The 26,327-nt window shown below is 73.0% G+C and carries 22 protein-coding genes and 1 pseudogene; 12 read left to right on the plus strand and 11 right to left on the minus strand.

Features of this window, described 5'->3' with window-relative positions; translation table 11 throughout:
* Positions 1–226 precede the first annotated feature (226 nt).
* From OG900_14890 to OG900_14900, 3 genes are read right to left on the minus strand one after another with little or no spacing between them, the layout of a single operon-like run.
* Entirely contained in the window at positions 227–634 is a 408-nt protein-coding gene (locus tag OG900_14890) for a RidA family protein (GenBank protein WUH91263.1), read from the minus strand.
* Positions 631–1,428: an IclR family transcriptional regulator gene (locus OG900_14895; protein WUH91264.1), complete on the minus strand. Its 798-nt coding sequence runs from the start codon at positions 1,426–1,428 to the stop codon at positions 631–633. The genes OG900_14890 and OG900_14895 overlap by 4 nt, the downstream gene beginning before the upstream one ends.
* The gene (locus OG900_14900; GenBank protein ID WUH91265.1) at positions 1,425–2,465 is read right to left on the minus strand and encodes a sugar kinase; all 1,041 of its coding nucleotides are present in this window, start codon (positions 2,463–2,465) and stop codon (positions 1,425–1,427) included. The genes OG900_14895 and OG900_14900 overlap by 4 nt, the downstream gene beginning before the upstream one ends.
* Positions 2,466–2,630: 165 nt before the next feature.
* On the opposite strand from OG900_14900, the gene OG900_14905 reads away from it, so the two are divergent.
* Both OG900_14905 and OG900_14910 read left to right on the plus strand, forming a co-directional pair.
* The gene (locus tag OG900_14905) at positions 2,631–3,905 is read left to right on the plus strand and encodes an amino acid deaminase (protein WUH91266.1); all 1,275 of its coding nucleotides are present in this window, start codon (positions 2,631–2,633) and stop codon (positions 3,903–3,905) included.
* Between the two features lie 43 nt (positions 3,906–3,948).
* Positions 3,949–5,523, plus strand: a complete 1,575-nt coding sequence (locus tag OG900_14910) for a D-aminoacylase (GenBank protein WUH91267.1) — start codon at positions 3,949–3,951, stop codon at positions 5,521–5,523.
* On the opposite strand, the gene OG900_14915 is transcribed toward OG900_14910, so the two are convergent.
* The gene (locus OG900_14915) at positions 5,453–5,827 is read right to left on the minus strand and encodes a hypothetical protein (protein WUH91268.1); all 375 of its coding nucleotides are present in this window, start codon (positions 5,825–5,827) and stop codon (positions 5,453–5,455) included. The genes OG900_14910 and OG900_14915 overlap by 71 nt on opposite strands.
* Between OG900_14915 and OG900_14920 the strand changes: the two genes are divergently transcribed.
* Positions 5,808–7,019 carry a pyridoxal phosphate-dependent aminotransferase gene (locus OG900_14920; protein ID WUH91269.1) on the plus strand — a complete coding sequence of 404 codons (1,212 nt, stop codon included), beginning with the start codon at positions 5,808–5,810 and terminating at the stop codon, positions 7,017–7,019. The genes OG900_14915 and OG900_14920 overlap by 20 nt on opposite strands.
* A 162-nt stretch (positions 7,020–7,181) precedes the next feature.
* On the opposite strand, the gene OG900_14925 is transcribed toward OG900_14920, so the two are convergent.
* Positions 7,182–9,062 (minus strand): phosphoenolpyruvate carboxykinase (GTP), encoded by a 1,881-nt coding sequence (locus OG900_14925; GenBank protein ID WUH91270.1) that lies wholly within the window; start codon positions 9,060–9,062, stop codon positions 7,182–7,184.
* Between the two features lie 249 nt (positions 9,063–9,311).
* Here OG900_14925 and OG900_14930 point away from each other — a divergent pair, with 249 nt between their 5' ends.
* The 3 genes from OG900_14930 (at position 9,312) to OG900_14940 (ending at position 12,374) form a co-directional block, all read left to right on the plus strand.
* Entirely contained in the window at positions 9,312–10,010 is a 699-nt protein-coding gene (locus OG900_14930; GenBank protein WUH91271.1) for a hemolysin III family protein, read from the plus strand.
* A gap of 161 nt (positions 10,011–10,171) precedes the next feature.
* Entirely contained in the window at positions 10,172–11,746 is a 1,575-nt protein-coding gene (locus OG900_14935) for an MFS transporter (protein WUH91272.1), read from the plus strand.
* 4 nt (positions 11,747–11,750) lie between these two features.
* Entirely contained in the window at positions 11,751–12,374 is a 624-nt protein-coding gene (locus OG900_14940; protein WUH91273.1) for a TetR/AcrR family transcriptional regulator, read from the plus strand.
* Between the two features lie 138 nt (positions 12,375–12,512).
* On the opposite strand, the gene OG900_14945 is transcribed toward OG900_14940, so the two are convergent.
* Complete coding sequence (locus OG900_14945) at positions 12,513–14,543, minus strand: thioredoxin domain-containing protein (protein WUH91274.1); 2,031 nt, start codon at positions 14,541–14,543, stop codon at positions 12,513–12,515.
* A gap of 101 nt (positions 14,544–14,644) precedes the next feature.
* On the opposite strand from OG900_14945, the pseudogene OG900_14950 reads away from it, so the two are divergent.
* The 4 genes and pseudogenes from OG900_14950 (at position 14,645) to OG900_14965 (ending at position 20,246) form a co-directional block, all read left to right on the plus strand.
* Positions 14,645–14,860 (plus strand): annotated as a pseudogene (locus OG900_14950) (Uma2 family endonuclease).
* A gap of 202 nt (positions 14,861–15,062) precedes the next feature.
* Positions 15,063–15,419, plus strand: coding sequence for a YciI family protein (locus OG900_14955; protein WUH91275.1), 357 nt, complete (start codon positions 15,063–15,065; stop codon positions 15,417–15,419).
* A gap of 133 nt (positions 15,420–15,552) precedes the next feature.
* Complete coding sequence (locus tag OG900_14960; protein ID WUH95765.1) at positions 15,553–16,800, plus strand: RNA polymerase sigma factor; 1,248 nt, start codon at positions 15,553–15,555, stop codon at positions 16,798–16,800.
* A 170-nt stretch (positions 16,801–16,970) separates the two neighbouring features.
* Positions 16,971–20,246: a tetratricopeptide repeat protein gene (locus tag OG900_14965; GenBank protein WUH91276.1), complete on the plus strand. Its 3,276-nt coding sequence runs from the start codon at positions 16,971–16,973 to the stop codon at positions 20,244–20,246.
* 197 nt (positions 20,247–20,443) lie between these two features.
* On the opposite strand, the gene OG900_14970 is transcribed toward OG900_14965, so the two are convergent.
* On the minus strand, positions 20,444–20,680 hold the full coding sequence (locus tag OG900_14970) for a hypothetical protein (protein ID WUH91277.1): 237 nt from the start codon (positions 20,678–20,680) through the stop codon (positions 20,444–20,446).
* A 6-nt stretch (positions 20,681–20,686) separates the two neighbouring features.
* Entirely contained in the window at positions 20,687–21,559 is an 873-nt protein-coding gene (mca, locus tag OG900_14975; GenBank protein ID WUH91278.1) for a mycothiol conjugate amidase Mca, read from the minus strand.
* 133 nt (positions 21,560–21,692) lie between these two features.
* On the opposite strand from mca, the gene OG900_14980 reads away from it, so the two are divergent.
* Together OG900_14980 and greA are read left to right on the plus strand one after the other, a co-directional pair.
* Entirely contained in the window at positions 21,693–22,115 is a 423-nt protein-coding gene (locus OG900_14980) for a DUF4307 domain-containing protein (protein WUH91279.1), read from the plus strand.
* A gap of 150 nt (positions 22,116–22,265) precedes the next feature.
* Positions 22,266–22,763, plus strand: a complete 498-nt coding sequence (gene greA / locus OG900_14985) for a transcription elongation factor GreA (GenBank protein WUH91280.1) — start codon at positions 22,266–22,268, stop codon at positions 22,761–22,763.
* A 77-nt stretch (positions 22,764–22,840) separates the two neighbouring features.
* Here the strand turns inward: greA and OG900_14990 are convergent, their stop codons facing one another.
* The 3 genes from OG900_14990 to ilvA form a co-directional block, all read right to left on the minus strand.
* A complete protein-coding gene (locus tag OG900_14990) occupies positions 22,841–23,701 on the minus strand; it encodes an ABC transporter permease (protein WUH91281.1) in 861 nt (286 codons plus the stop codon).
* The gene (locus OG900_14995) at positions 23,698–24,753 is read right to left on the minus strand and encodes an ATP-binding cassette domain-containing protein (protein ID WUH91282.1); all 1,056 of its coding nucleotides are present in this window, start codon (positions 24,751–24,753) and stop codon (positions 23,698–23,700) included. Before OG900_14995 ends, OG900_14990 begins: the two co-directional genes overlap by 4 nt.
* Before the next feature lie 174 nt (positions 24,754–24,927).
* Positions 24,928–26,157 carry a threonine ammonia-lyase gene (gene ilvA, locus OG900_15000; GenBank protein ID WUH91283.1) on the minus strand — a complete coding sequence of 410 codons (1,230 nt, stop codon included), beginning with the start codon at positions 26,155–26,157 and terminating at the stop codon, positions 24,928–24,930.
* Positions 26,158–26,327 lie beyond the last annotated feature (170 nt).

The raw sequence follows: 26,327 nt of genomic DNA on the forward strand, positions 1-26,327 counted from the left end.
CGGGCGGTTCGCCCGGGAGTGCGCCCATGCCCTGCCGGGCGAGCGAGTCTTGAGGGGCGCGGGGAACTGCGCGACCAGCCCCCACCGGGGCGCGGGTCGCCACCGGCCCGAAGGGGCTGTTCGGTCCGATCCGGACCACCGGCCGGTGGTCGGCTGAGCGCGCAGTTCCCCGCGCCCCAACGGGGCACGTCCCGCCGTACGAACAGCGTGCCGCCGCAGGCGGTGTTCAGGCCAGAACGGCCATCGCGTCGATCTCGACCAGGAGGCCGGCCGGGAGGCCGACGTAGACGGTCGTGCGGGCGGCCGGCGGCTGCGTGAGGCCGGCGAAATACCCGTCGTACAGCTCGTTGAACTCCGCGAAGTGCTCCGTGTCGGTCAGGTACACGCGGACCATGACCGCGTCCTCCCAGGACGCGCCCCCGGCCTCCAGGACGGACCGGACGTTGGCGAGGGTCTGGAGGACCTGGGCGCGCAGGGTGGGGCCCGCCGGGGTCGGGGGCCGGCCCTCGGTGGCAGGCAGGAAGCCGACCTGGCCCGCCACCTGGAGGATGTTGCCCTTGCGCACGCCGTGCGAGAACTTCGCCGGGGGCGTGGTGTGGGTCGGCGGGGTGATCGCCGTCTTGGGGCTGGTCATCGGGTCGCGCCTTTCGTCGTGGGAGGGGGAGCGGCGGCACGGGGAGAAGGGCCGGCGACGCCGGACAGCTCGGCCCCGATCGCCTCGGCGGTCCGCAGGATCAGCGGCCGCAGCCGCAACAGCTCCTCGGCGGTGACCACCACGTTGGGCGCCGAGACCGACATGGCCGCGCAGACCCGCCCGTCGGGGCCGTGCAGCGGGGCGCCGACGCAGTTGATGGACTCCTCGTGGCCGCCCAGGTCGCAGGCCCAGCCCTGCTCCCCCACCCGGGCCAGCTCGGCGAGGAAGGCGGCGGCGTCCGGGGTCGAACGCGGGGTGTAGCGCGGGTAGTCGAGGCCTTCCGCGACGGCCCGGCGCTCCGGCTCCGGCAGGTCGGCGAGCAGCAGTTTGGCGACGGCGGCCACCGTGATGGCGACCGGGCGGCCGATCCGGGAGTACATGCGGACCGGGTAGCGGCTCTCCACCTTGTCGATGTAGACGACCTCGCCCTGCTCGTAGACGGCCAAGTGCACGGTGTGGCCGATGCGTTCGTTGAGCGCGGCCAGGTGCGGGTGGGCGATGCCGCGGATGTCCAGTGCCTCGACGGCCTGTTGGGCCAGCGCGAACAGCCGGGAGCCGAGCCGGTAGCGCTGGTCCTGCTGGCGGTAGACCAGGCCGTGCTCGTGCAGCGTGCGCAGCAGCCGCAGCGCGGTGGACTTGTGCACGTCCAGCCGGGTGGCGACCTGCTCCAGGCTCGCGGGGCCCTCGGCGAGCAGCGGCAGGATGCTCAGCGCGCGGTCGACCGTCTGGCTCACCGCCCCACCACCTCCCCGTCCCGGCCCTGGTCCTGTTCGGTCCAGCCGGGGCCGAGTCGCAGTCTGCCCCACGCGGTGTCGTCCAGCGCGGCAAGGGCTTCGGCGTGCGCGCGGGCGGGCGGCGGGGCGAGGTCGCCGGGCACGGTCAGCGCGGCGGCGGCCAGCAGGTGGCCGTGCCGCAGCCGGTCGCGCGGCGGCAGCCCGCGCAGGGTCGCGGACAGGAAGCCGGCGGCGAAGGCGTCGCCCGCGCCGACGTGGGCGACGACGTCGACCACGGGCGCCGGCACGTGCACACGCTCGGCGCCGCTGAAGACGGTGGCGCCGGCCGCGCCCTGCTTGACCACGACGGTGGCCGGTTCGGGCAGCGCGGCCCGGATCGCGTCGGCGTCCGACAGGCCCCAGGCGGCCCGCGCCTCGTCCTCGCCGACGAAGACCAGGTCGCAGCCGCGGGCGAGTTCGGCCAGCAGCCACGGGTCGGCGCCGTGCCACAGCGCGGGCCGGTGGTTGACGTCGAAGGACACCAGGGGGCGGCCCGGCTCGCGGTGGGTGAGCCGCCGCATCAGGGCCTTGCAGGTGGCCGACAGGGCGCAGGTGATCCCGGTCAGGTGCAGCACCCGCCCGGCCCACACGTCCTCGCGCCGCACCAGCGCGGGCGACAGCGCGGAGGCGGCGGAGCCCTTGCGGTAGTAGGCGACCTCGGCGCGTCCCGGGGCCGGGCCCAGCGTGGTGGCGCGCTCGCCCGCGGTACGGAAGTAGACGCCGGTGGGCCGGTGCGGGTCGCGCCGGACCGCGCCGACGTCGACTCCGGCGGCGGCGACGGCCTCGACCAGGTGGTCGCCGAAGCCGTCGGCGCCGACCCGGCTCACCCAGCGGGCGCTGTGCCCGATACGGGCCAGGGTGCACGCGACGTTCGACTCGGCGCCGCCGATGGACCGGTGGAAGGCGGGGACGTCCGCCAGCCGCCCGGCCCGGCTCGGCACGAAGGTGACCATGGACTCCCCGAGGCATACGACGTCCACGCTCGGCGTCACGGTCATGCTCGCTCTCGCTGGGGTAGGGCTGGGCGCGGGTCCGCGGTGTGCGGTCCGCGGTACGGGTCCGTGCCGTTGACCAGGCACAGGCCCGGATGTTAGACAGCTCGAAACACGATACGCAATGGCCGTTGCATGGAGTGCAACGCGCCGCGGGGTACGGAGGGGTGCATGGACGTCGTCGCCGAACGGGTCGCCGCGCTGCGCGAGGAACGGATCGACCACCGTTTCAAGGGCCTGCCGCCGGACGCGGAAGGGCTCACCGTCGGCGAGCTGGCCGGCCAGCGGCGCACCCTCACCGGCGGCGGCTTCAGCACCCCGCTGCTCGTCCTGTCCGCCGAGGCGCTCGACCACAACCTCGCCGTCCTGGAGGGCTGGACCACCGAGCACGGCCTCGCCTTCGCCCCGCACGGCAAGACGTCGATGGCCCCGCAGCTCTTCGCCCGCCAACTGGAGCGCGGCGCCTGGGGCATCACCGTCGCCGTACCCCACCAGCTGCGCGTCTGCCGCGCCTTCGGCATCCCCCGGGTCTTCCTCGCCAACGAACTCGTCGACCCGGCGGCGCTGCGCCGGCTCGGCGCGGAGCTGGACGCCGACCCGGGCTTCGGCTTCGTCTGCTACGTGGACTCCGTGCGCGGCGTCCAGCTCATGGACGAGGCGCTGCGCGCCGCGGGGACCCGGCGGCGGGTCGACGTGGTGATCGAACTCGGCGCCGGTCCCGGCGCGCGGACCGGGGCACGTACGGAAGCGGACTGCGCCGCCGTCGCCGCCGCGGTCGGGGCGGCCGACCGGCTGCGGCTCGTCGGCGTGGCCGGCTACGAGGGCGAGGTGCCCGACGCCGACCCCGAGCGGGTGAAGGCCTGGCTGCGGCGGCTCGTCGCGCTCGCCGCGGAGCTGGACCGGGGCGGGGCCTTCGCGGACGCGGAGCAGATCGTGGTCAGCGCGGGGGGTTCCGCGTGGTTCGACGCGGTCGCGGAGGTCTTCGGCGAGATCGGCGCGATGTCGTCGCCCGTGCTGCCGCTGCTGCGGTCCGGGGCCTACGTCACCCACGACGACGCGCACTACGCCCGGGTGACCCCCTTCACCCGGGTGCCGGGCCACCTGGAGCCGGCCTTCCGGCTCTGGGCGCAGGTCCTCTCCCGGCCCGCGCCGGGGCAGGCCTTCCTCAACGCGGGCAAGCGCGACGCGCCCTACGACCTCGGGCTCCCCACGCCCGTGGCCGTCCGCTCCCCCGGCGGGCTGCGCCCCGCGCCCGCCGAGCTGCGCGTCAGCGGCATCTCCGACCAGCACCTGTGGCTCTCCGTCCCCCCGGACGACCCGCTGGAGGTCGGCGACCTCGTCAGCCTGGGGCTCTCGCACCCCTGCACGACCTTCGACAAATGGCCCCTCATCCCCGTCGCCACCTCCGACGGCACCGTCACCGACTACGTCCGCACGTTCTTCTGAGGGCTGGTCCAAGGGCTGGTCAGAGGGCACGTAAGGTCGCGGCATGGGTTCTGGGCTGGTGGTGCGGGGCGCCCGCGTCGTGGACGGCAGCGGGGCGCCCGGCTTCACCGGGGACGTCGCCGTCGAGGGCGGGCGGATCGTCGAGGTGGGCCGCGGGAGCGGCAGCCGCGGGGGCAGGGTCGTCGACGGGCGCGGCCTGGTGCTCGCGCCCGGGTTCATCGACATGCACGCGCACAGCGACCTGGCCCTGCTCACCGACCCGGCCCACGAGGCGAAGGCCGCGCAGGGCGTCACCCTGGAGGTCCTCGGCCAGGACGGCCTGTCCTACGCGCCCGCCGACGACCGCACCCTCGACACGCTGCGCACCCTCATCGCCGGATGGAACGGCGACGGTTCGGGCGTGACGTTCGACTGGCGCACCGTCGGGGAGTACCTGGACCGGCTGGACGCGGGCGTCGCCGTCAACGCGGCCTACCTCGTACCGCAGGGCACCGTCCGGATGATGGCGGTGGGCTGGGAGGACCGGCCTGCCGCGGCGGACGAGCTGCGGGAGATGAAGCGGCTGGTCGCGGAGGGCATGGCGCAGGGCGCGGTGGGCATGTCGTCCGGGCTGACGTACACCCCGGGGATGTACGCGCCCGACGCCGAGCTGACCGAGTTGTGCCGGGTCGTCGCCGGCTTCGGCGGCTACTACTGCCCGCACCACCGCTCCTACGGCGCCGGCGCCCTGCGCGCCTACGAGGAGATGATCGCGGTCGCGAGGACCGCGGGCTGCCCGCTGCACCTGGCGCACGCCACGATGAATTTCGACGTCAACGCCGGCCGCGCCCCCGACCTGCTCGGCGTGCTGGACAAGGCGCTGGCGGACGGCGCCGACATCACGCTGGACAGCTACCCCTATACGGCGGGCTGCACGACGCTGGCCGCGCTGCTGCCCAGCTGGGCGGCGGTCGGCGGCCCCGAGGCGACGCTGGCCAGGCTGCGCGACGAGCCCACGGCGGAACGCGTCAGGCACGCCCTGGAGGTCGAGGGGTCCGACGGCAGCCACGGGGTGCCGATGGACTGGTCCACGATCGAGGTGTCGGGAACCGCGGACCCGGCGCTGGCCGACCGCGTCGGCACCCGCCTCGGCGGCTGGCCCGCGGCCCGCGCGCTGCTGCTTGCCGACCGGCTCGGGACGACGATCCTGCAGCACGTCGGCGACGAGCGGAACGTCCGTACGGTGATGCGCCACCGCACCCACACGGCCGGCTCGGACGGCATCCTGCACGGCGCCAAGCCGCACCCGCGGGCGTACGGCACCTTCCCGCACTACCTGGGCCACTACGCGCGCGAGCTGGGTGTCCTCACCCTGGAGGAGTGCGTCGCCCACCTGACCGGCCGCCCCGCCGCCCGCCTCCGCCTCCCCGACCGCGGCCTGATCCGCGAGGGCTACCGCGCCGACCTGGTCCTCTTCGACCCGGAGACGGTCGGGTCGGGGGCGACCTACGAGCGGCCGCGCCGGCTGCCGACCGGCATCCCGCACGTGCTGATCGACGGCCGCTTCGTCATCGAGGACGGCCGCCGGACGGACGTGCTGGCGGGACGCTCGGTACGGAGCGCCGCTTGGCGGCCATGACGTCACTGAGGTGGGAGAGGATCTCCCCGCAGGACACCGTCATGCCCGGCGCGCCCAATTCCCGCGCCTGGTCGCGGCGGTCCGGCGTGACCTCGAAGGCCGACGCGGCGGGCGACAGGTCGCGCGGCCGGAAGAGCGTCCACTCCGCGGCGCCGGGGTCGGCCAGGATGACCGGGCCAAGCATCGACAGCACCCTCCGGGTCTTCCAGCGCGCCGCCGCAGCCGTCCCCCAGGTGGCGAAAAACACCGCGCGGCGGACGTAACGTGCCCGTAAGGTGACCGGCATGCAGGTGATCCAGTCCACGAAGCTCGCAAATGTCTGTTACGAGATCCGGGGTCCGGTTCTTGAGGAGGCGATGCGGCTGGAGGCGGCCGGGCACCGCATCCTCAAGCTGAACACCGGGAATCCCGCCGGGTTCGGGTTCGAGTGCCCGCCCGAGATCCTCGAGGACATGCTGCGCACCCTGAAGGACGCGCACGGCTACGGCGACGCCAAGGGTCTGCTGTCGGCGCGGCGGGCGGTGATGCAGCACTACCAGACCAAGGGCATCCCGCTGGACGTCGAGGACATCTACCTCGGCAACGGCGTGTCCGAGCTGATCCAGATGTCGATGCAGGCGCTGCTCGACGACGGCGACGAGGTGCTGGTGCCCGCGCCCGACTATCCGCTGTGGACCGCGTCGGTCGCGCTGGCCGGCGGCACGGCGGTGCACTACCGCTGCGACGAGCAGGCCGACTGGATGCCGGACCTCGCCGACATAGAGCGCAAGGTGACCGACCGCACCAAGGCGATCGTCATCATCAACCCGAACAACCCGACCGGCGCGGTCTACGACGACGAGCTGCTGCGCGGGCTCACCGACATCGCACGCCGGCACCGGCTGGTGGTCTGCTCCGACGAGATCTACGACAAGATCCTCTACGACGACGCCACCCACACCCCGACCTCGGCGATCGCGCCCGACCTGCTCACCCTCACCTTCAACGGCCTGTCCAAGGCCTACCGGGTGGCGGGCTACCGCAGCGGGTGGATGGCGGTCTGCGGCCCCAAGACCCACGCGGCCAGCTACATCGAGGGCCTGACGATCCTGGCCAACATGCGGCTGTGCGCCAACATGCCGGCCCAGCACGCGATCGCCACCGCGCTCGGCGGCCACCAGTCGATCAACTCGCTGGTCCTCCCCGGTGGCCGCCTCGCCGCCCAGCGGGACGCCACATACGCGGCTCTGACCTCGATCCCCGGCGTGACCTGTGTGAAGCCCAAGGGCGCGCTGTACGCCTTCCCGCGGCTCGACCCGCAGGTCTACAAGATCAAGGACGACCGCCAGATGGTCCTCGACCTGCTCAGGGCCGAGAAGATCATGATCGTCCACGGCACGGGCTTCAACTGGATCGAGCCCGACCACTTCCGCATCGTCACGCTGCCGCGCGCGGAGGACCTGACCGAGGCCATCGGCCGTATCGGCCGGTTCCTGGACGGCTACTCCCAGCCGTAGCGGGTTTGCCCTCTGCGGAGGGCGGTGCCTCAGGGGCGCGGGGAACTGCGCGCTCAGCCCTCCACCGGCCGGTGGCGACGTGCAGCCCGTCGACGGCCGGTCGCGCCCACGCGGCGCCGGCCGCAGATCAGACGCAGCCCCGCGCCCCTGTAAGGCGCCGCCTTACGCGGGGGCCGGGCCCAGGCGGGCGACGAGGGACTCGTACTCGGCCCACAGCTCCGGCGGCAGGTGCTCGCCGAAGGTTTCGAGGTGGGCAGGGATCAGGGCCGCCTCCTCGCGCCAGGCCGCCGGGTCGACGGTCAGGAGCAGGTCGAGGGCCGCCGGGGACAGGTCGAGGCCGTCCGTGTCGAGCGCGCCCGGGGCCGGCAGCGTACCGATGGGGGTGCCCACCCCCTCGGCCGTGCCGTTGAGACGGTCGACGATCCACTTCAGGACGCGGCTGTTCTCGCCGAAGCCGGGCCACACGAAGTGGCCGTCCGCGTCCTTGCGGAACCAGTTCACGTAGTAGATCTTCGGCAGCTTCGCCGGGTCGTGGGCCTTGCCCACCTCCAGCCAGTGCGCGAAGTAGTCGCCCATGTTGTAGCCGCAGAAGGGCAGCATCGCGAACGGGTCGTGGCGCAGCTCGCCGACCTTGCCCTCGGCGGCGGCCGTCTTCTCGCTGGCGATGTTCGCGCCGAGGAAGACGCCGTGCTGCCAGTCGAAGGACTCGGTGACCAGCGGTACGGCGGAGGCGCGGCGGCCGCCGAAGAGGATCGCGGAGATCGGCACGCCGCGCGGGTCCTCCCATTCGGGGGCGATGATCGGGCACTGGTCGGCCGGGACGGTGAAGCGGGCGTTGGGGTGGGCGGCGGGGGTGCCGGACGCGGGGGTCCAGTCGTTGCCCTTCCAGTCGGTGAGGTGGGCCGGGGGCTCCTCGGTCATGCCCTCCCACCACACGTCGCCTTCGTCGGTGAGGGCGACGTTGGTGAAGATGGAGTTGGCGTACATCGTCTTCATGGCGTTGGCGTTGGTGTCCTCGCCGGTGCCGGGGGCGACGCCGAAGAAGCCGGCCTCGGGGTTGATGGCGTAGAGCCGGCCGTCCTCGCCGAAGCGCATCCAGGCGATGTCGTCGCCGATGGTCTCGACGGTCCAGCCGGAGACGGTGGGCTCCAGCATCGCCAGGTTGGTCTTGCCGCACGCGGAGGGGAAGGCGGCGGCGACGTATTTGGGCTCGCCCGCCCGTCGCCCGCCACCGCCCTCGAACGAGGACCTGTGGTCCGCACCCCTGGTTTGCGGCGGGGTGAGCTTGAGGATCAGCATGTGCTCGGCGAGCCAGCCCTCGTCGCGGGCCATGACGGAGGCGATCCGCAGGGCGTAGCACTTCTTGCCGAGCAGGGCGTTGCCGCCGTAGCCGGAGCCGTAGGACCAGATTTCCCGGTCCTCGGGGAAGTGCGAGATGTACTTGGTGTCGCTGCACGGCCAGGGCACGTCGGCCTGGCCCTCGGCGAGCGGGGCGCCGACCGAGTGGACGGCCTTGACGAAGGCGCCGTCGGTGCCCAGCTCGTCCAGGACGGCGCGGCCCATCCGGGTCATCGTGCGCATGGAGACGGCGACGTAGGCGGAGTCGGTGATCTCCACGCCCATCGCGGACAGCGGCGAGCCGAGCGGCCCCATGCAGAACGGGACGACGTACATCGTCCGGCCGCGCATCGCGCCGCGGAAGATCCCCCCGTCCTCCCCGGTGAAGACCTCGCGCATCTCGGCGGGGTCCTTCCAGTGGTTGGTGGGGCCGGCGTCGGCCTCGTTCGCCGAGCAGATGAACGTACGGTCCTCGACGCGCGCCACGTCGGAGGGGTCGGAGGCCGCATGGTACGAGTTCGGCCGCAGGGTCGGGTCGAGCCTGGTGAAGGTGCCCTTGGCGACGAGTTCCGCCGCGAGCAGGTCGTACTCCGCCTGCGAGCCGTCGCACCAGACGATCTCGTCCGGCTGGCTGAGTCCGGCGATCTCGCCGACCCATCGGATCAGTTCCTGGTGTTCGGTGGGAGCCGTTTTGCCGAGCGCCACGATCACTCCATCCCGCCGGGTCCGCACAGACCGGCGTGAGAGTTGAGGGTTGGTTCGGCCCCTTGGGGGCTGCAGCCCGGACGCGTTCGTGGAGTGCTCATCCGGTGCCGACCGCACTCATATGAGTGTGGGGCCGTTCGGGCGAGTCTGTCCAGGGGAGCGGAAGTGAGCCCCGCCACGACCGGCTCGACCGCGGCGCGGCTGAGCTGAGACCGGGCAACCTACGGTGGCGTAGGTAGGATTGACGCCATGAGCGCCGTCGATCACACTGCAGAAGTGCCCCCCGACATCGATGGTTTCGACCCGGCCACACCGATAAAGCCCAAGCTCAGAGGGTGGTTGCACGCGGGCATGTTTCCCGCGGTCCTCATCTCAGGGGTGGCGCTCACCGCCTTCGCGCAGAGCACCAGGGGCCGCATCGCGTGTGCGGTCTTCGCGGTGTCGGCCTGCGCGCTGTTCGGCGTGAGCGCGCTCTACCACCGCGGCGACTGGGGTCCGCGCAGCGCCGGAATTTTGCGCCGGCTTGACCATGCGAACATCTTTCTGATCATCGCGGGCACCTACACACCGCTGGCGATACTGCTGCTGCCCGGCGGTACGTCCCACATGCTGCTGTGGCTGGTGTGGGCCGGGGCGCTGGCCGGTATCGCCTTCCGGGTCTTCTGGGTCGGCGCACCCCGGTGGCTGTACACGCCCTGCTACATCGCGCTGGGCTGGGTCGCGGTCTTCTTCCTGCCGGACTTCCTGCGCACCGGCGGCGTCGCCGTCCTGGTCTGCGTGATCGTCGGCGGGCTGCTCTACAGCACCGGCGCGGCCGTCTACGGCTTCAAGCGCCCCAACCCGTCGCCGCGCTGGTTCGGCTTCCACGAGGTCTTCCACTCGCTCACGCTGGTCGCCTTCATCGTCCACTACGTCGGCATCTCACTGGTGGCCTACCAGCACGCGTGAGACCCCGGCTCCTCCGACGGCACCAAGGCCCGCACCCTCTCGGGGGTGCGGGCCTTCGTCATGCCTTCCCCATGCCGGCGACATGGTTGGCAGGCGCGAGAACGCGAGCTACTCTCTTTTGAGAGTCACTATCAATTGACGCTCTCTCGCAGGAGACTTCGATGTCCGCACCCTCGTCCGCTCCCCCGCAGCCGGACCCCCGGCGCTGGCTCGCGCTCGTCGCGCTGTGCCTGAGCATGCTCGTCCTCAGCTTCGACACCACGATCCTCAACGTCGCCCTGCCGACCATGGCCGACGAGATCGGCGCCGACACCGGCGACATGCAGTGGATCATCGACTCGTACACCGTCGTCTTCGCCGCCGTGATGCTGCCCGCCGGCCTGCTCGGCGACCGCTTCGGGCGGCGCCGGATGCTGGTCGCCGGGCTCGCGGTCTTCCTCGCCGGCTCCGTCCTCGGCTCGCTCGTCGACAGCCCCGGGCCGGTCATCGCCGCCCGGACCGTCATGGGCCTCGGCGGCGCCTTCGTCATGCCGCTCGCCCTGTCGGTGATCCCCTCGCTGTTCGGACCGGCGGAACGCCCCAAGGCGGTCGCGCTGACCAGCACCGCCATGGCCTTCGGCATGCCCCTCGGCCCGATCATCGGCGGCACCCTCCTCCAGCACTTCTGGTGGGGCTCGGTCTTCCTGGTCAACATCCCGCTCATCGCGCTCGCCGTCGTCGCCTGCTTCGCCCTGCTGCCCGAGACCACCGACCCCGCCGCACCGCGGGTCCGGGCGTCCAGCACCTTCTGCACCGCCGCCGGCCTGGGCGCCCTCGTCTACGGCATCATCGAGGCGCCCACCCGCGGCTGGGGCGACCCGCTCGTCGTGGCCGTGCTCGCCGCCGCCGCGGTCCTGCTGGCCACGCTCGTCCTGCGGGAGCGCACGGTCGAGCGGCCCATGCTCGACATGAGCCTGCTGCGGCAGCGCGGCTTCCTGTGGAACACCGTCGCCGCCACCCTGGTCAGCTTCATCCTCACCGGCATGATCTTCGTCCTGCCGTCGTATCTCCAGACGACGCTGGGCTACGACGCCTTCGGCAGCGGGCTGCGGCTGCTGCCCATGATGGGCGGGCTGGTGGTCGCCGCCCGGCTCAGCCCCAGCCTGGTCGCCAGGGGCGGGCCGCGCCCGGTGATCACCGGCGGCCTGCTGGTGCTGGCCGCGGGCGCCTTCCTCGGCGCCACCACCGCGAGCGGCGACGGCTACGGCGGCACCGCGCTGTGGCTGGCGATCGCCGGCGTCGGCTTCGGCATCGCCATCGTGCCGGCCATGAACAGCGCGCTCGGCGCCCTGCCCAGGGAGCGTGCGGGCAGCGGCTCCGGCCTGCTCCAGACGCTCAGGCAGACCGGCGCGGCCATCGGCGTCGCCATCCTCGGCAGCGTGCTGGCCGCCGGCTACACCGACCGCCTCGACACCGGCGGCCTGTCACCGGACGCCGCGCACACCGCCCGCGAGTCGGCCGCCGGCGCCCACGCGGTCGCCGCGCGCCTCGGCGACCAGGCACTGGCGGCCTCCGCCGACACCTCGTACCTGCACGGCATGAACCTGACGCTGGTCGTGTGCGGCGCCGCCTCGCTGGTCACCGCGCTGCTGCTGGCCGCCTTCCTGCCCAACCCGCGCCCCGACCGCGCGGCGGTCCTTGTCGCGGCACCCTCGTCCGACGCGATGGCCGAGCAGCGGGCGGATGCCCGACAATGACGCCATGTCCCCTCGAACCCCCGACACCGACCCCGCCCCACGGGCGGGCCTGCGGGAACGCAAGAAGGTCCAGACCCGGCAGGCCATCCGCGCCGCCGCGTACCGGCTCTTCGCCGAGCACGGATACGACGCCACGCCGGTGGACCGGATCGCGGCGGAGGCTGACGTGTCGCCCAGCACGATCTTCCGCTACTTCCCCACCAAGGAGGAGATCGTCCTCACCGACGAGTACGACGACATGATGGCGGACATGCTGCGGAAGCGACCGGCGGGCGAGCCGCCGCTGGTCTCCCTGCGGATGGTCATGCACGAGTCGCTCGGCACGATCCTGAACGACCCCGAGGGGCGGGTCGAGATGATCCAGCGGGAGAAGCTCGTCCGCGACGTCCCGGCGATCCGGGCCCGCGCGCACGAGAGCATGTCCCTGACCGGGCGGCTGCTCGGCGGGATCATCGCGGACCGCACGGGCCGCACCGCAGACGCGCTCGAAGTCCGCGTCTTCACCGCGGCGGTCTTCTCGGTGATCCACGAGGCCACGATGTTCTGGGTCGAGAAGGCCCCCGACGAGGACCTCCTGGTCCTCATCGACCGCTCCCTGCGCATCCTCAACCGCGGCCTGGACATCTGACCCGGGGGTCGGGGGCTCCCCCGGGGCCTTCCCCCCGGTGGGTGGCCGGGCGCAGGGGGTGAGGGGCGCGGGGAACCGCGCGCGTGACCCACCACTCGGGGAAGGTCCCGGAGCCCGGGGAAAGGGGCGGGCCGGGGGTCACCCCGGAGTACGGAGCTGGCTCCGAAGCGCGCGCGGGTCCGACGTGGGCGCGTCGCAGACGAAGTGGCGGCAGACGTACGCGGCGGCCCGCCCCCCGCGGGTGGGCCGCTGGTGGAGAAGCGGGAATTCCGTGGAGCCCTCCTCGCCGACGGCGACCACGGCCCCCGGCGCACCGCCCAGCAGAGCGGTGCGGTGCAGCTCGGCCGTGAGCGGATCCCCCGTGCCGCCGACCACGGCGACCTCGCGGGGCCCGTCTATGGCGGCCTCGGCGACGGCGAGGCCCCACCCGATGAAGCGCGGCGCCCGCCCCGCGAGCGCCCCGACGACGCCGAGCGCGCGCTCCGCCGCGGTGCGGTGCGGCTCGGCGCCGGTGTGGGCGGCGTAGGACAGCAGCGCCCCGGCGGCGGCCGTCCACCCGGAGGGCGTGGCATTGTCCGTGGGGTCCTGCGGCCGCCGGATGAGGACCTCCGCGTCGTCCGCGGTGTCGTAGAGCGTGCCGTCGTCGGCGGTGAAGTGGTGCAGGACCGAGTCGAGCAGCAGCCCGGCGAAGTCGAGCCAGACGCCCTCGCCGGTGACCGAGGCGAGCGCGAGGAAGCCCTCGGCCACATCGGCGTAGTCCTCCAGGACACCGTCGTTGGCGCCGGCGACCCCGTCGCGCGAGGTGCGGGTGAGCCGCCCGCGCCCGTCGAGGTGGACCCGGACCAGCAGGTCGGCGGCGTCGACCGCGGCCTGCACCAGGTCGGTGCGGTCGAAGTAGGCGCCGGTCTCGGCCAGTGCGGCGATGGCCAGGCCGTTCCACGCGGCGACGACCTTGTCGTCGCGGCCGGGCCGGGGCCGCCGGTCGCGGGCGGCGAGCAGCCGGTCCCGTACGGAGGAGACCCGCTCGGCGTCCACCACCCCGCCGCCCTGCCGGAGTTGCAGCACCGAGGCGCCCTCCTCGAAGGTGCCCTCCTGGGTGACCCCGAAGTAGTCGGCGGCGAATTCGCCGTCGGCCTGGCCCAGTTCGGCGGCGAGTTGGGCGGGCGTCCAGACGTAGTAGGCGCCTTCGGCGTGCCCGCCGGTGCCGTCGTCGCTGTCGGCGTCCAGCGCGGAGGCGAAGCCGCCCTCCTCGGTGGCGAGTTCGCCGACGATGAAGTCGGCGGTCTCCAGCGCGACCCGGCGGGCCAGGTCGGAGCCGGTGGCCCGCCACAGGTGCGCGTAGACCCGGGTGAGCAGCGCGTTGTCGTACAGCATCTTCTCGAAGTGCGGCACGCACCAGTCGCGGTCGACGCTGTAGCGGGCGAAGCCGCCGCCGAGCTGGTCGTAGATGCCGCCGCGGGCCATCGCCTCGCAGGTGTCGCGGGCCATCTGGAGGGCGCCCTCGGCGCCGGTGCGGGCGTGGTGGCGCAGCAGGAATTCCAGCGCCATGGACGGCGGGAATTTCGGCGCGCCCCCGAAGCCGCCGCGCCGCGCGTCGTACTCCCGGGTGAGCCCGAGCAGCGCGGCGCCCATCTCGGCGTCGCCGGGCGTGACGGCGACACCGTACGCCCCGGCCCGGTCGGCGAGGTCGCGCACGATGCGCCCCGCGACGTCCCCGACCTCCTCGCGCCGGTCCCGCCACGCGGCGACGACCCCTTCCAGCACGTCCATGAACCCGGGCATCCCCTGCCGCGCCCGCGGCGGGAAGTACGTACCGAAGTAGAACGGCTCGCCGCCGGGCGTCAGAAACACCGTCATGGGCCAACCCCCCTGCCCGGTCGCGGCCTGCACCGCCTCCATGTAGACGGCGTCGACGTCGGGCCGCTCCTCGCGGTCGACCTTGACGGAGACGAAGTGCTCGTTGAGATACGCCGCGATCTCCTCGTCCTCGAACGACTCGCCCGCCATGACGTGGCACCAGTGGCAAGCGCTGTACCCGACGCTGAGCAGCACCGGCACCCCGCGCTTGCGCGCCTCCTCGAACGCGTCCCGCCCCCAGGGCCACCAGTCGACGGGATTGTCGGCATGCTGAAGCAGATAAGGCGAGGTCGCGTCACCAAGTCGGTTCACCCCGTCACCTTCTCACGCCCGGCGCGACCGCTCCCGCCACGGCGCCGCCGGTACGCTCGTCACTCGTCCGGACAACCGGCGCAATTCCCGGGAGGTGCAGGATGAGTGCCGAGACGGTCGCACCTGCCTGGATGCATGAGCAGATCACCGCCGAGCAGTACGACGCCTGGTCCGAGGAGCAGTGCGCCGGCATCGAGGTCGTCGGTGGGATCGTCGTCGTGAGCCCCAGCGCACCCATCCGGCACAGCCGGCTGGCCCGTATCCTCGCCAACGCGCTGGACGCGGCGGGTGGTGCCGAATGGAATGCCGACACCGACGTCTTCACCGGCGTGATCAAGGCGACCGTCCCGTTCGCCGTGGACGTCGATCTCACGTCCGTCGTCTGACCGGTCACGCGACCCTCGCGAGAAAGAAGCCCACCGCCGTGTCGATCCCGGCGTAGGCCGATCGACGCCTCGGTGAGGGCACAGTGAACGAGCCCTCGGACGAGATCGACACGGATGGAAAGAGGACCTCACGATGCGCTACATGATGCTGCTGCGGCTCGACCCCGCGAAGGCCCCGTCGGACGGGCCCGACGAGAAGTTGATGACCGAGATGGGGAAGCTCCTTGAGGACATGACCAAGGCCGGGGTGCTGCTGGACACCGGGGGGTTGCAGCCGGCGGCCGAGGGGGCCGTGATCCGGCAGGCCGGGGGGAAGCAGACGGTGCTGGACGGGCCGTTCACCGAGGCCAAGGAGGTCGTCGGGGGGTACGCGATCATCCAGGCGAAGTCGGTGGAGGAGGCGTCGCAGTGGGCGTCGCGCTTCCTGGCGATCCACGGGGACGAGTGGGAGATCACCGCGGAGGTCCGGCAGGTGGAAGAGCCCGAGTAGGAGGACGGGTAGGGCCGGTGCGGGGCGTCCGCTTTGCGCGGGTGCCCCGCGGCTGCTCTGATGGGGGGTCGTGACAGCAGCCGACCGGGCAGGAGCAGGACCGCGCGCCGAGCAGGACCGCGCGCGGCGGGCGGTGGAGGCCGTGTGGCGGATCGAGTCGCCGCGGCTGCTCGCCGGGCTGACGCGGCTGGTGCTCGACATAGGCGTCGCCGAGGAGCTGGCGCAGGACGCGCTGGTCGCCGCGCTGGAGCAGTGGCCGCGGGACGGGGTGCCGCGCAATCCCGGGGCGTGGCTGATGACCACCGCCAAGCGGCGCGGCATCGACCTGATCCGGCGCAACGAGACCTTCGCCCGGAAAGTGGCGCTGCTGGGCCACGAGCTGGAGACCGCCCAGGGCGCGGCGCCCTTCGAGGAGCCCGAGGGCGCCGTCGGGGACGGCATCGAGGACGACCTGCTGCGGCTGGTCTTCGTCGCGTGCCATCCCGTGCTGTCCAGGGAGGCCCGCCTCGCGCTGACGCTGCGGCTGCTCGGCGGGCTGACGACGGAGGAGGTCGCGCGGGCCTTCCTGGTGGCGGAGCCGACGGTCGCGCAGCGGATCGTCCGGGCCAAGCGCACCCTGGCGAAGGAGAAGGTGCCCTTCGAGGTGCCGCAGGGGGACGAGCTGGCCGGGCGGCTGGCGTCGGTCCTCGAAGTGGTCTACCTGATCTTCAACGAGGGCTATTCGGCGACCGCGGGTGACGACTGGATGCGGCCGGGGCTGTGCGAGGACGCGGTGCGGCTGGCCCGGGTGCTCCAGGGGCTGATGCCGGCCGAGCCGGAGGTGCACGGGCTGGCGGCGCTGCTGGAGGTGCAGGCCTCGCGGTCGGCGGCGCGGACCAGGGACGGCGCCCCGGTGATGCTGCTGGACCAGGACCGCAGGCGCTGGGACCAGCTGCTGATACACCGCGGTTTCGCGGCGCTGGCCCGCGCGGACGCGGCGGCCAGGGCGCGCGGGGCGGCGCCGGGGCCTTATGCCTTGCAGGCCGCGATCGCGGCCTGCCACGCGCAGGCGGTACGGGCCGAGGACACCGACTGGGCGCGGATCGCCGGGCTCTACCGGGCGCTGGCCGCGACCGCGCCCTCGCCCGTGGTGGAGCTGAACCGGGCGGTCGCGGTCGGGATGGCGGAGGGTCCCGCGGCGGGTCTCGCCCTGGTCGACGCGCTGGCGGCGGGCGGCGCCCTGGAGGGCTACCACCTGCTGCCGAGCGTCCGCGGCGACCTGCTGGCCCGGCTGGGGCGTACGGCGGAGGCGCGGGAGGAATTCGTCCGGGCGGCCGGGCTGACCCGCAACGGGGCCGAGCGGGCACTGCTGCTGGGGCGGGCGGCGAAGACGGACGGCTGAAAACGGGCCCACGGGGCCTCCGCCGCCGCGCAGGGCGCAGGACCCTCGCCAACTGACCTCGCCGGTAACAGACTTGGGACGGGATCGGACCGGTTCGCAACGCTTGACGCAGTCCGTGGACGGGCACGAAACCCATCCGACGAACTGTCGGGCGTCACCGGGAGGACGATGTGCCGGAGTCACGGATCGCACTGCGGGAAGCCGATCGCGCCGCCGCGGACAGGCTGCTGGCGCGGCTGGTGGCCGAGCAGCGCCCCGCGGGCGGCGGGGACGCGCTGCTGCGGCTGGCGCGGGAGCGGTTCGCGGAGATCAACGAGGCGGCGGCGGTCGAATACGCCGCCTACCAGCGGGCGTTGGAGGCCAGGGAGGCGCCCAGGCCCGCGCCCGGCGGCCCGCCGCTGGGGCGCGGCGCGGGCGCCGCGAGCAGTACGGCCGGCGGCCTGGTGGCCGGGGTGGCGGCCGCGGTCGCCTTCGGCGTCGACCTGGGGCAGGGGCTGTCGCCGGGGGCCTCGCTGGTGACCGGTGCCGCCGTGGGCGCCGCCGGGGTGGCCACGCTGGGCGCCGCGGCCGCGCGGGGCCGGGCCGCCAGGAGGTCGGCGGCGCCCGAACGCGGTGCGCCGGGCGGGGCCGAACAGCTGCGGCTCCTGTGGCTGGCCGCGCTGGAGCGGCGCGGGGTGCGGCCCTTCCTCGATGCCGCGGCCAAGCCGCAGGCCGCGGAGGCGTCGAGGGTGAAACTGGCGCGGTCCGCGTCCGAGGTGCCGCGGCAGCGCCGCACCGGTGGCGACCGCAGCGCGGCGGCCCGCACCCGGGCGCTGCTGGAGCAGTCCTTCGGCCAACTCCCGGCGGCGGACGGCCTCTTCACCGGCCGCGCGGCGGAGATGACGCAGATTTCGCAGGCCGTGCACCAGGCCCGCGCCGCCGTCGCCGTGCAGCCCACCGTGATCGTGCTGCACGGCCCGCCGGGCAGCGGGCGTACGACCCTCGCGGTGCGCGCGGCACGGGAGTTGAAGGACCAGTTCAGGGGCGCGTGCGTGGTGGACCTGCGCGGCGCGGGCGGCGCGGCCCCGCTGCCGGTACGCGACGCGCTGCTGCACCTGCTGAACAGGCTCGGGGCGCCCCGCGACCAGCTCCTCTTCAGGGAGCGGCAGGACCGCCAGGACCAGGGGCAGCACCTGCGCCGGCTCAGCGACCAGTACCAGCAGCACCTGGCCGGTGTGCCGGTGGTGATCGTGCTGGACGACGCCACCGACCCGGAGCAGGTGCGGGCGCTGGTGCCCGAGCGCTCGGAGAGCCTGGTGCTGGTCACCGCCCGCGAACCGCTGGCGCTGGAGCTGCCGGGCGCCCGGGTGCGCCACCTGGAAGTGGCCCCGCTGTCGCCGGCCGACGCGCAGGGGCTGCTCGGCCACCTGGCGCAGACCGCGGGCCTGCCGGGGCCCGACCCGGCGCAGACCGCGCGGCTGCGCGACCTGTGCGCGGGCCTGCCGCTGGCGCTGCGGATCGCGGGATCGGCGCTGGCCGACCACCACGGCCCGGCGCAACTGGCCGAGGACATCGAGGTCTTCGGGCCCCGCGACCCGGTCGACCGGGTCCTGGCGCTGCGCTACCACGACCAGCCCGAGCCCAACCGCCGGCTGCTGCGCCGCCTGGCGCTGGCCGGCCGGGCGAGCTTCGGCGCCGCCGCGGCGGCCGCGCTGCTGGCCACCGACGACCGGGAGGCCGCCCGCCGGCTGGCGGAGCTGGCCGCGGCCGGGCTGGTGGAGAACGTCCGCGGCAACCGCTACCGGCCGCACGACCTCGTCCGGGCCTTCGCCGCCGAGCGGCTTCTCGACGAGGAGGACCCGGTCGAGCGGGCCGCGGCCCACGAGCGGCTGATCCGCTCCTACGCCGACCTGGCCAACACGGTGGTGCGGCTGGTCGAGGGCAAGACCTCGACCCGGGCGGGGCGCTTCGGGCAGCACGGATTCGCGTCCCTGGAGACGGCCTTGCGCTGGCTGGACGAGGAGTCCAGCTTCATCACGGCCGCGCTGCGCGAGACGGAGGGCGTCGACCGGGCCGCGGTCCAGGCGCTGCTGGGCGCGCTGTGCGACTACTGCCTGCTGCGCGGCGACCTCTACCGGCTGGGCGAGATCAGCGAGATGGCGCAGGCCCAGCAGGCACGGCAGCCCAAGTCCGGCCCGGACGAGGACCGTTCCGTGCTGGTGCGCTCGGTGCAGTGGCGTACCGGCATCGCGGCACGGCAGTTGGGCGAGCTGGACAAGTCCAAGTCCACGCTGAGCACGGTGGTGGACCTCTACTTCGAGGCGCAGCACCCGGCGGGCGCGGCCCGCGCGCTGGACAGCCTCGGCATCACCCTGCACCACCAGGGCAACCTGCGGGAGGCCGAGGTCAAGCTGCGCGAGGGCCTGGCGATCCAGGCGGCGCCCGAGCTGGAGGAGGACCGCGCCTGGACGATGCACGCGCTGGCGGCGGTGCTGCGCGACATGGGCCAGCTCGGCAGCGCGCTTGAGCTGCTCCAGCAGTCGCTGGCCCTGCACCGGGCCAACGAGAGCGTGCAGGGCGAGGCGTGGGCGCACCTCCAGCTGGGCCAGGTGTATCTGCTGCTCGGCCGGATCGACCAGGGCGAGGCGGAGCTGCGGGCGGCCGGCCAGTCCTACGCCCTGGCCCGCGACCCCCGCGGCACCGCCTGGACGATGACCCAGCTGGCCAGGACCCGGCTGCTGCGCGGCGAGCCCCGCGACGCGGCCCGCGACCTGGACGAGGCGGTCCAGCGGCACCGGGCCAGCGAGGACGCCCGCGGCGAGGCGTGGACGCTCTACTACCTGGGGCAGGCGCTGGAGGAGTGCGGCGACACCGACGCGGCGCTGCGCACCCTGGAGCGGTCCCGCACGATGTTCTCCCGCATGCGGGACGTCTACGGCCTGGCCTGCGCCCGGCACCACTCGGCGCGGGTCACCCGCGACCAGCGCGCCGCCAGCACCGGGAATCTGCGCAACAGCGGCTTCGCCCGGCAGCTGCTCCAGGACGCCAGGCAGGACTTCCGCCGGATCGGCGTGGAGCACGGCGAGGCGTGGTCGTGCGTGGAGCTGGCGGTGATCGACGCGGGCAACGAGCGCCTGGTGGAGGCGCTCACCCTGCTGGACGAGGCCCACCAGCTCTTCACCGGCCTCGGCGACCGGCGCGGCCAGGACTGGGCGTCCTTCCTGCGCGCCACGCTGCTCCCGCTGGTCGCCGAGGACCGGGGCCCCGGGGAGGCCCTGGCGACCCTCCGCGACCTCGCCGCCGGCGACACCTACCCGGGCCGCGACCCGGACCTCGCCGAATACGCGGCCGCCTACGCCGTACTCCTCGAACGGGGGTCCGCTGCCGCGGGCACGTCATGGGAGGCCTGGCGCCTCGGCATGACCCCCGGCCGCGCGGCCCGCATGATCCTGGCCCTCCCGGCGTAGGAGGGCGCCCATGCCCGGGGCGCCCGGCAGGGGCGCGGGGAACCGCGCGCTCGACCCACCACCGGCCGGTGGTCCGTATCGAACCGGACAGCCCCTTTCGGCCGGTGACGACGTGCATCTCGTCGACGGCTGGTCGCGCGGTTCCCCGCGCCCCTGGGGCGTGCCCTCTGCCAAGAGGAAGCCCCTGGGAGCGGGGTTCAGTGCCGGGGCGCCTCGGCCTTGGAGGGGCGCGGAACGACCGGCGGCTCCGGCTGCTCCTCGAAATCGATCTTCTTCATCTGCTTGCCCATGTTCTTCATGAGCATCCACAGCCCGAAGGCTATGGCAGCGAAGATCACGAATCCGAGAAGCCCCGGCGTCACCTTGTTGTTGTCCACCTCGGCGAGCGAGACCAGCGGGCCGCCGAGGGCGTGGGTTGCTGTCACGCCGCCCATTGTCCCTCAGGCCTCGCGGACGCCCGCAAAGAGGTCGTCCTCGGGGAGGGAGACGTCCACCCGGGTCTTGGCCAGCTCGTAGTCCTCGGTCGGCCAGACCTCGCGCTGGAGGTCCATCGGGACCCGGAACCAGCCGCCGTCCGGGTCGATCTGGGTGGCGTGCGCGAGCAGCGCCTTGTCGCGGATCTCGAAGAAGTCCGCGCACGGCACGTGCGTGGAGATGTTGCGCTCGGGGCGGGCGAAGTCGTCCCAGCGCTTGAGCCACTCCTTGTAGGGGGACTCCATACCGCGCGCTTCCAGCGCCTCGTGCAGGGCGAGGGTGCGGGCCTTGTTGAAGCCCTGGTTGTAGTAGAGCTTGAGCGGCGTCCAGGGCTCGCCGGCCTCCGGGTAGCGCTCCGGGTCACCCGCGGCCTCGAAGGCCACCATGCTGATCTTGTGGGTCATGATGTGGTCGGGGTGCGGGTAGCCGCCGTTCTCGTCGTAGGTGGTGATCACCTGCGGCTTGAACTCGCGGATCAGCTTCACCAGGGCGCCGGCGGCCTCGTCGACGTCCTGCAGTCCGAAGCAGCCCTCGGGCAGCGGGGGCAGCGGGTCGCCCTCGGGCAGCCCGGAGTCCACGAAGCCGAGCCAGGCCTGCTTGACGCCCAGGATCTCCCGGGCGAGGTCCATCTCCCTGGCCCTCACCTCGTGGATGTTCTCCTCGATGTAGGAGTCGCCCTGGAGTTTGGGGTTGAGCACCGAGCCGCGCTCGCCGCCGGTGCAGGTGGCCACCAGTACGTCCACCCCTTCTGACACGTACTTGGCCATGGTGGCGGCACCCTTGCTCGACTCGTCGTCGGGGTGAGCGTGTACGGCCATCAGTCGAAGCTGCTCAGTCAAGGCTGGTGTCCTCAAAGTCCCGTTGGTTGCTGCTGGTCCTGGTGCCCCCTCGGTGGGCGCAGGGTCACCGCCTTCTATAGTGACCGAGCGAGGGGACGAATAATTCCGCGGTCAGTGAACGGGAGAAACGATCATGGCGGCTGTCCAGGCCGGTCCGCACAGCTCCCCGCCCGCAGGCCGCTACGGCCCCGGCGCGGACGCCCGCGCCAACCGCAGGGTGAAAATCGCCGCCGCCGTGGCAGCGGTGCTGGTCACGGCCGGTATCGGCTGGTACGGCTACGACTCGATGAGCGGTGACAGGATCAGCGGCCAGGTCGTGGCCTTCCAGGCGGTCTCGGACCAGGCGCTGCAGATCCACCTGGAGGTCCACAAGGGCGCGGGCACCGTCGCGGTGTGCACGGTGCGCTCGGTGGGCGAGGACCACGCCGAGGTGGGACGCAAGGACGTACGCCTCGCGCAGCACGCCAAGCAGGTCGACACGGTCGTCACGGTACGCACCACGGCCCGCGGCCAGACCGGCGAGCTGGTGGGCTGCAGCACCGCTCCCCGCGACTGACACGCCCGGCGTCCCGCGCGTCCCGCCGCCGCCGCAAGGCGCTGTACATTACCCGCTCACGTCACCCGCCGGTAATTGTTAGGCTCGTGGTTTCGTCCCGGCTACCGGTGGCAATGCAATTCTTCACGACAGTACCGACGAGGAGCACCTGTGACCCAGACCAGCGACAACGTCACCTGGCTCACCCAGGCGGCGTACGACCAGCTCAAGGCCGAGCTGGAGCATCTGTCTGGTCCGGCGCGCGCCGAGATCGTCGCAAAGATCGAGGAAGCCCGCCAGGAAGGCGATCTCAAGGAGAACGCCGGCTATCACGCGGCGCGTGAGGACCAGGGAAAGCTGGAGCTGCGGATCAGGCAGCTCAACCAGATCCTGGAGTCCGCCAAGGTCGGCGAGGCTCCGGCGGACGACGGCGTGGTGGCGCCCGGCATGGTCGTCACGATCGCCTTCGACGGCGACCCCGATGACACCATGACCTTCCTGCTCGGCTCCCGCGAGGGTATTTCCAGCGACCTGGAGACGTATTCGCCGCAGTCCCCGCTGGGCCGCGGGGTGGCGGGCAAGCGGACCGGCGACGACGCCACCTACGAGCTGCCGAACGGCAAGAGCGCCTCGGTGAAGATCCTCGACGTCAAGCCCTACCAGGGCTGACACAGCGCGGAAAGCGTGCGAGCCCCCGGCGGACTACCGCCGGGGGCTCGCTGTCGTAACGGGTGGGGCCTTGCGCCTTACGCGGTCGCCGAGCGGTACTTGCGGACCGCCCAGGTGCGGAAGGCCGCGATGATCAGCACCGACCAGGCCAGGGACGCCCACACCGGGTGCTCCATCGGCCAGGCGCTGGAGTGGACCACGCCCGGGTTGCCGAACAGCACGCGGGCGGCCTGGACGGTGGCGCTGAAGGGATTCCACTCGGCCACGTGCCGCAGCCAGGCCGGCATGAATTCCGGCGACACGAAGGCGTTGGACACGAAGGTCACCGGGAAGAGCCAGATCAGGCCGCCGGAGGTGGCCGCCTCGGGGGACCGCACCGACAGGCCGATCAGCGCGCCGATCCAGGAGAAGGCGTAGCCCAGCAGGAGAAGCAGCGCGAAGGCGCCGAACATCTTCGGGATCCCGTTGTGGATCCGCCAGCCGACCAGCAGGCCGACGCAGGCCAGGACGACGATCGTCAGCGCGGTCTGCACCGAGTCGGCCAGCGTGCGGCCGGTGAGCACCGCGCCGCGGGACATCGGCAGCGAGCGGAAGCGGTCGATCAGGCCCTTGCTCATGTCGTCGGCGATGCCGGCGCCCGCGCCGGCGGTGGCGAAGGTCACCGTCTGCGCGAAGATGCCGGCCATCAGGAACTCGCGGTAGCTGCCGGCGTCGAAGGTGCCGCCGACGTTGACGGACCCGCCGAAGACGTAGCTGAAGAGCACCACGAACATGATCGGCTGGATGAGGCCGAAGATCACGACCTCGGGGATGCGCATCATCCGGCGCAGGTTGCGCTTGGCGACGACCAGCGAGTCGTGGGCGGACTGGACCACGCCGCCCCGGGCGTGCGGCGCCAGGGTGAGCTGGCGCGAGGTGGTGTCGGTCGCGGCACTCACTTGACGGCCTCCTTGGCGTCCTTGGCGTCGTCCTTGGCGTCCTGGGCGTCCTGGGCGTCCTGGGCGTCCGCGTCGCCGGCGCCGGCGGCCTCGTCGTCGCCGCTGTCCGGGGTCTCGGCCGCGTGGCCGGTGAGGGAGATGAAGACGTCGTCCAGGGTGGGGCGGCGCAGGCCGATGTCGTCGATCTCGATGCCCTCGGCGTCGAGGTCGCGGATGACCTCGGCGAGCAGCTTGGCGCCGCCGGTGACCGGGACGGTGATCTGGCGGGTGTGCTGCTCGATCTTGACGTCGCCCTTGCCGTGCGCGGCCATCGCGCGGGCCGCGTCCTCGATCCTGGACCGCTCGTGCACCACGACCTCGACGCGCTCACCGCCGATCTGCGCCTTGAGCTGGTCGGAGGTGCCCTGGGCGATGACCTGGCCGTGGTCGACGACGCAGATGTCGTGGGCGAGGTGGTCGGCCTCGTCCAGATACTGGGTGGTGAGCAGCAGGGTGGTGCCGCCCGCGACCAGCTCCTGGATGACCTCCCACAGCTGCTGCCGGTTGCGCGGGTCGAGCCCGGTGGTGGGCTCGTCCATGAACATCACCGGCGGGCTGACGACCAGGGCCGCCGCGAGGTCGAGCCGGCGGCGCATGCCGCCGGAGTAGGTCTTGGAGATCCGGTTGGCGGCGTCGGTGAGGTTGAACCGCTCCAGCAGCTCGTCGGCACGCCGGCGGGCGGCCTTGGGGCTGAGCTGGTACAGCTCGCCGACCATCTGGATGTTCTCCCGGCCGGTGAGGAATTCGTCCACGGCCGCGAACTGGCCGGAGAGTCCGATGTGCCTGCGGACCTCGTTGGGGTGCTTGAGCACGTCGATGCCCGCGACGGTGGCCCTGCCGCTGTCCGGCTGGAGAAGGGTGGTCAGGACACGGACGGCGGTGGTCTTCCCCGCCCCGTTGGGCCCGAGCAAACCGAGGACCGTGCCCTCCGGCACGTCAAGGTCCACTCCCCCCAGTGCCCTGACATCGCCGAAGGTCTTGACCAGACCTTCGGCATAGATGGCGCCCGGCATTTTTTCGCTCCCGTCGGTTGCTTGCGCTGTCTGCTGTACGGCTGTACGACCGGTCGCACGGCCGAAACTCATCGGCCCGATGATCGCCGGACGCCGCGGCTTTGACGAACGCATTACCGGGCACCCTCGCGATATAGCGAGAATGCCAGACGCGATATATCGCGTCAACCGGGTTCAGGCGATCACCACGTAGCCGGCGTCCTCCAGCGCCGCGCCGACCGCGGCGCAGTGCTCGGGACCCTTGGTCTCCAGGTGCAGTTCGACCTCCGCCTCGGTGAGTTCGAGCCGGGGATCGGTCCGCACATGGCTGACGTCGAGGACGTTAGCGTCCACCACTGACAACACCGCGAGCAGCGTCGCCAGCGCCCCCGGACGGTCGGTCAGCCGCAGCCGCAGCGACAGGTAGCGGCCCGCCGCCGACATGCCGTGCCGCAGGATGCGCTGCATCAGCAGCGGGTCCACATTGCCGCCGGACAGCACCGCCACGACCGGCCCCTCGTAGGCGTCCGGCGCCGCGAGCAGCGCCGCCACCGGACTGGCCCCGGCCGGCTCCACCACCAGCTTCGCCCGCTCCAGGCACAGCAGCAGCGCCGAGGACAGCTGGTCCTCCGAGACCGTCACGACGTCGTCCAGCAGGTCCTTGATCACCCCGAAGGGCACGTCGCCGGGGCGGCCGACCATGATGCCGTCCGCCATGGTCGCCACCGAGCCCAGCGCCACCGGCCGCCCGACCGCGAGCGAGGGCGGATACGCGGCCGCCCCGGCCGCCTGCACCCCCACCACCCGCACGTCCGGCCGCAGCTCCTTGACCGCGACCGCGATACCCGCCGCGAGCCCGCCGCCGCCGATGCCGACCAGGATGGTGCGCACCTCGGGGCACTGCTCCAGGATCTCCAGGCCCACCGTGCCCTGCCCGGCGATGATGTCCGGGTGGTCGAAGGGGTGGATGAAGACCGCGCCGGTCTTCTCGGCGTAGGCGATGGCCGCCCGCAGCGTCTCGTCCACGACCGCGCCGTGCAGCCGGACCTCGGCGCCGTAGTCCCTGGTCGCGGCGACCTTCGGCAGCGGCGCGCCGACCGGCATGAAGACCGTCGAGCGCACCCCGAGCAGCGAGGCGGCGAGCGCCACGCCCTGCGCGTGGTTGCCCGCGCTGGCGGCCACCACGCCGGCCGCGCGCTCCTCGGGGCTGAGCCCGGCGATCCGCACGTAGGCGCCGCGGATCTTGAAGGAACCGGTGCGCTGGAGGTTCTCGCATTTGAGGTGCACAGGTGCCCCGACCAGCGACGACAGGTGCCTGCTGGTCTCCATCGCGGTCATCCGGGCCACCCCGGAGAGCATTTTGTGGGCGCCGCGCACGTCATCGAGGGTGATCGGGTGGGGCGCGGAAGGTGCCGGTCTGTCCATAGGACCAGTCTCGCAGTCCCCCGCGCGTGCCACGCCCGGGGCACGGGTGCGCCGCCGTCCCTCACGACCGGGCGAGGACCCGGTTGCGGTTTGTGCGTGCAGGGCCACCGGGGCATCCGGTCCGCGTACTCTTCTCCCAACTTCCCGCCGTCCGATCGCCCTTCACAGGA

The sequence above is a fragment of the Streptomyces sp. NBC_00433 genome, assembly GCA_036015235.1.
Classification (GTDB): Bacteria; Actinomycetota; Actinomycetes; order Streptomycetales; family Streptomycetaceae; genus Actinacidiphila.

What these genes read in the sequence shown, in the direction of transcription:
- OG900_14890 (WUH91263.1), bottom strand. Translation starts at nt 634, where the DNA reads ATGACCAGCCCCAAGACGGCGATCACCCCGCCGACCCACACCACGCCC.
- OG900_14900 (WUH91265.1), bottom strand. Translation starts at nt 2,465, where the DNA reads ATGACCGTGACGCCGAGCGTGGACGTCGTATGCCTCGGGGAGTCCATG.
- OG900_14905 (WUH91266.1), top strand. Translation starts at nt 2,631, where the DNA reads ATGGACGTCGTCGCCGAACGGGTCGCCGCGCTGCGCGAGGAACGGATC.
- OG900_14910 (WUH91267.1), top strand. Translation starts at nt 3,949, where the DNA reads ATGGGTTCTGGGCTGGTGGTGCGGGGCGCCCGCGTCGTGGACGGCAGC.
- OG900_14920 (WUH91269.1), top strand. Translation starts at nt 5,808, where the DNA reads ATGCAGGTGATCCAGTCCACGAAGCTCGCAAATGTCTGTTACGAGATC.
- OG900_14930 (WUH91271.1), top strand. Translation starts at nt 9,312, where the DNA reads ATGAGCGCCGTCGATCACACTGCAGAAGTGCCCCCCGACATCGATGGT.
- OG900_14935 (WUH91272.1), top strand. Translation starts at nt 10,172, where the DNA reads ATGTCCGCACCCTCGTCCGCTCCCCCGCAGCCGGACCCCCGGCGCTGG.
- OG900_14940 (WUH91273.1), top strand. Translation starts at nt 11,751, where the DNA reads ATGTCCCCTCGAACCCCCGACACCGACCCCGCCCCACGGGCGGGCCTG.
- OG900_14955 (WUH91275.1), top strand. Translation starts at nt 15,063, where the DNA reads ATGCGCTACATGATGCTGCTGCGGCTCGACCCCGCGAAGGCCCCGTCG.
- OG900_14970 (WUH91277.1), bottom strand. Translation starts at nt 20,680, where the DNA reads ATGGGCGGCGTGACAGCAACCCACGCCCTCGGCGGCCCGCTGGTCTCG.
- OG900_14980 (WUH91279.1), top strand. Translation starts at nt 21,693, where the DNA reads ATGGCGGCTGTCCAGGCCGGTCCGCACAGCTCCCCGCCCGCAGGCCGC.
- OG900_14995 (WUH91282.1), bottom strand. Translation starts at nt 24,753, where the DNA reads ATGCCGGGCGCCATCTATGCCGAAGGTCTGGTCAAGACCTTCGGCGAT.
- ilvA (WUH91283.1), bottom strand. Translation starts at nt 26,157, where the DNA reads ATGGACAGACCGGCACCTTCCGCGCCCCACCCGATCACCCTCGATGAC.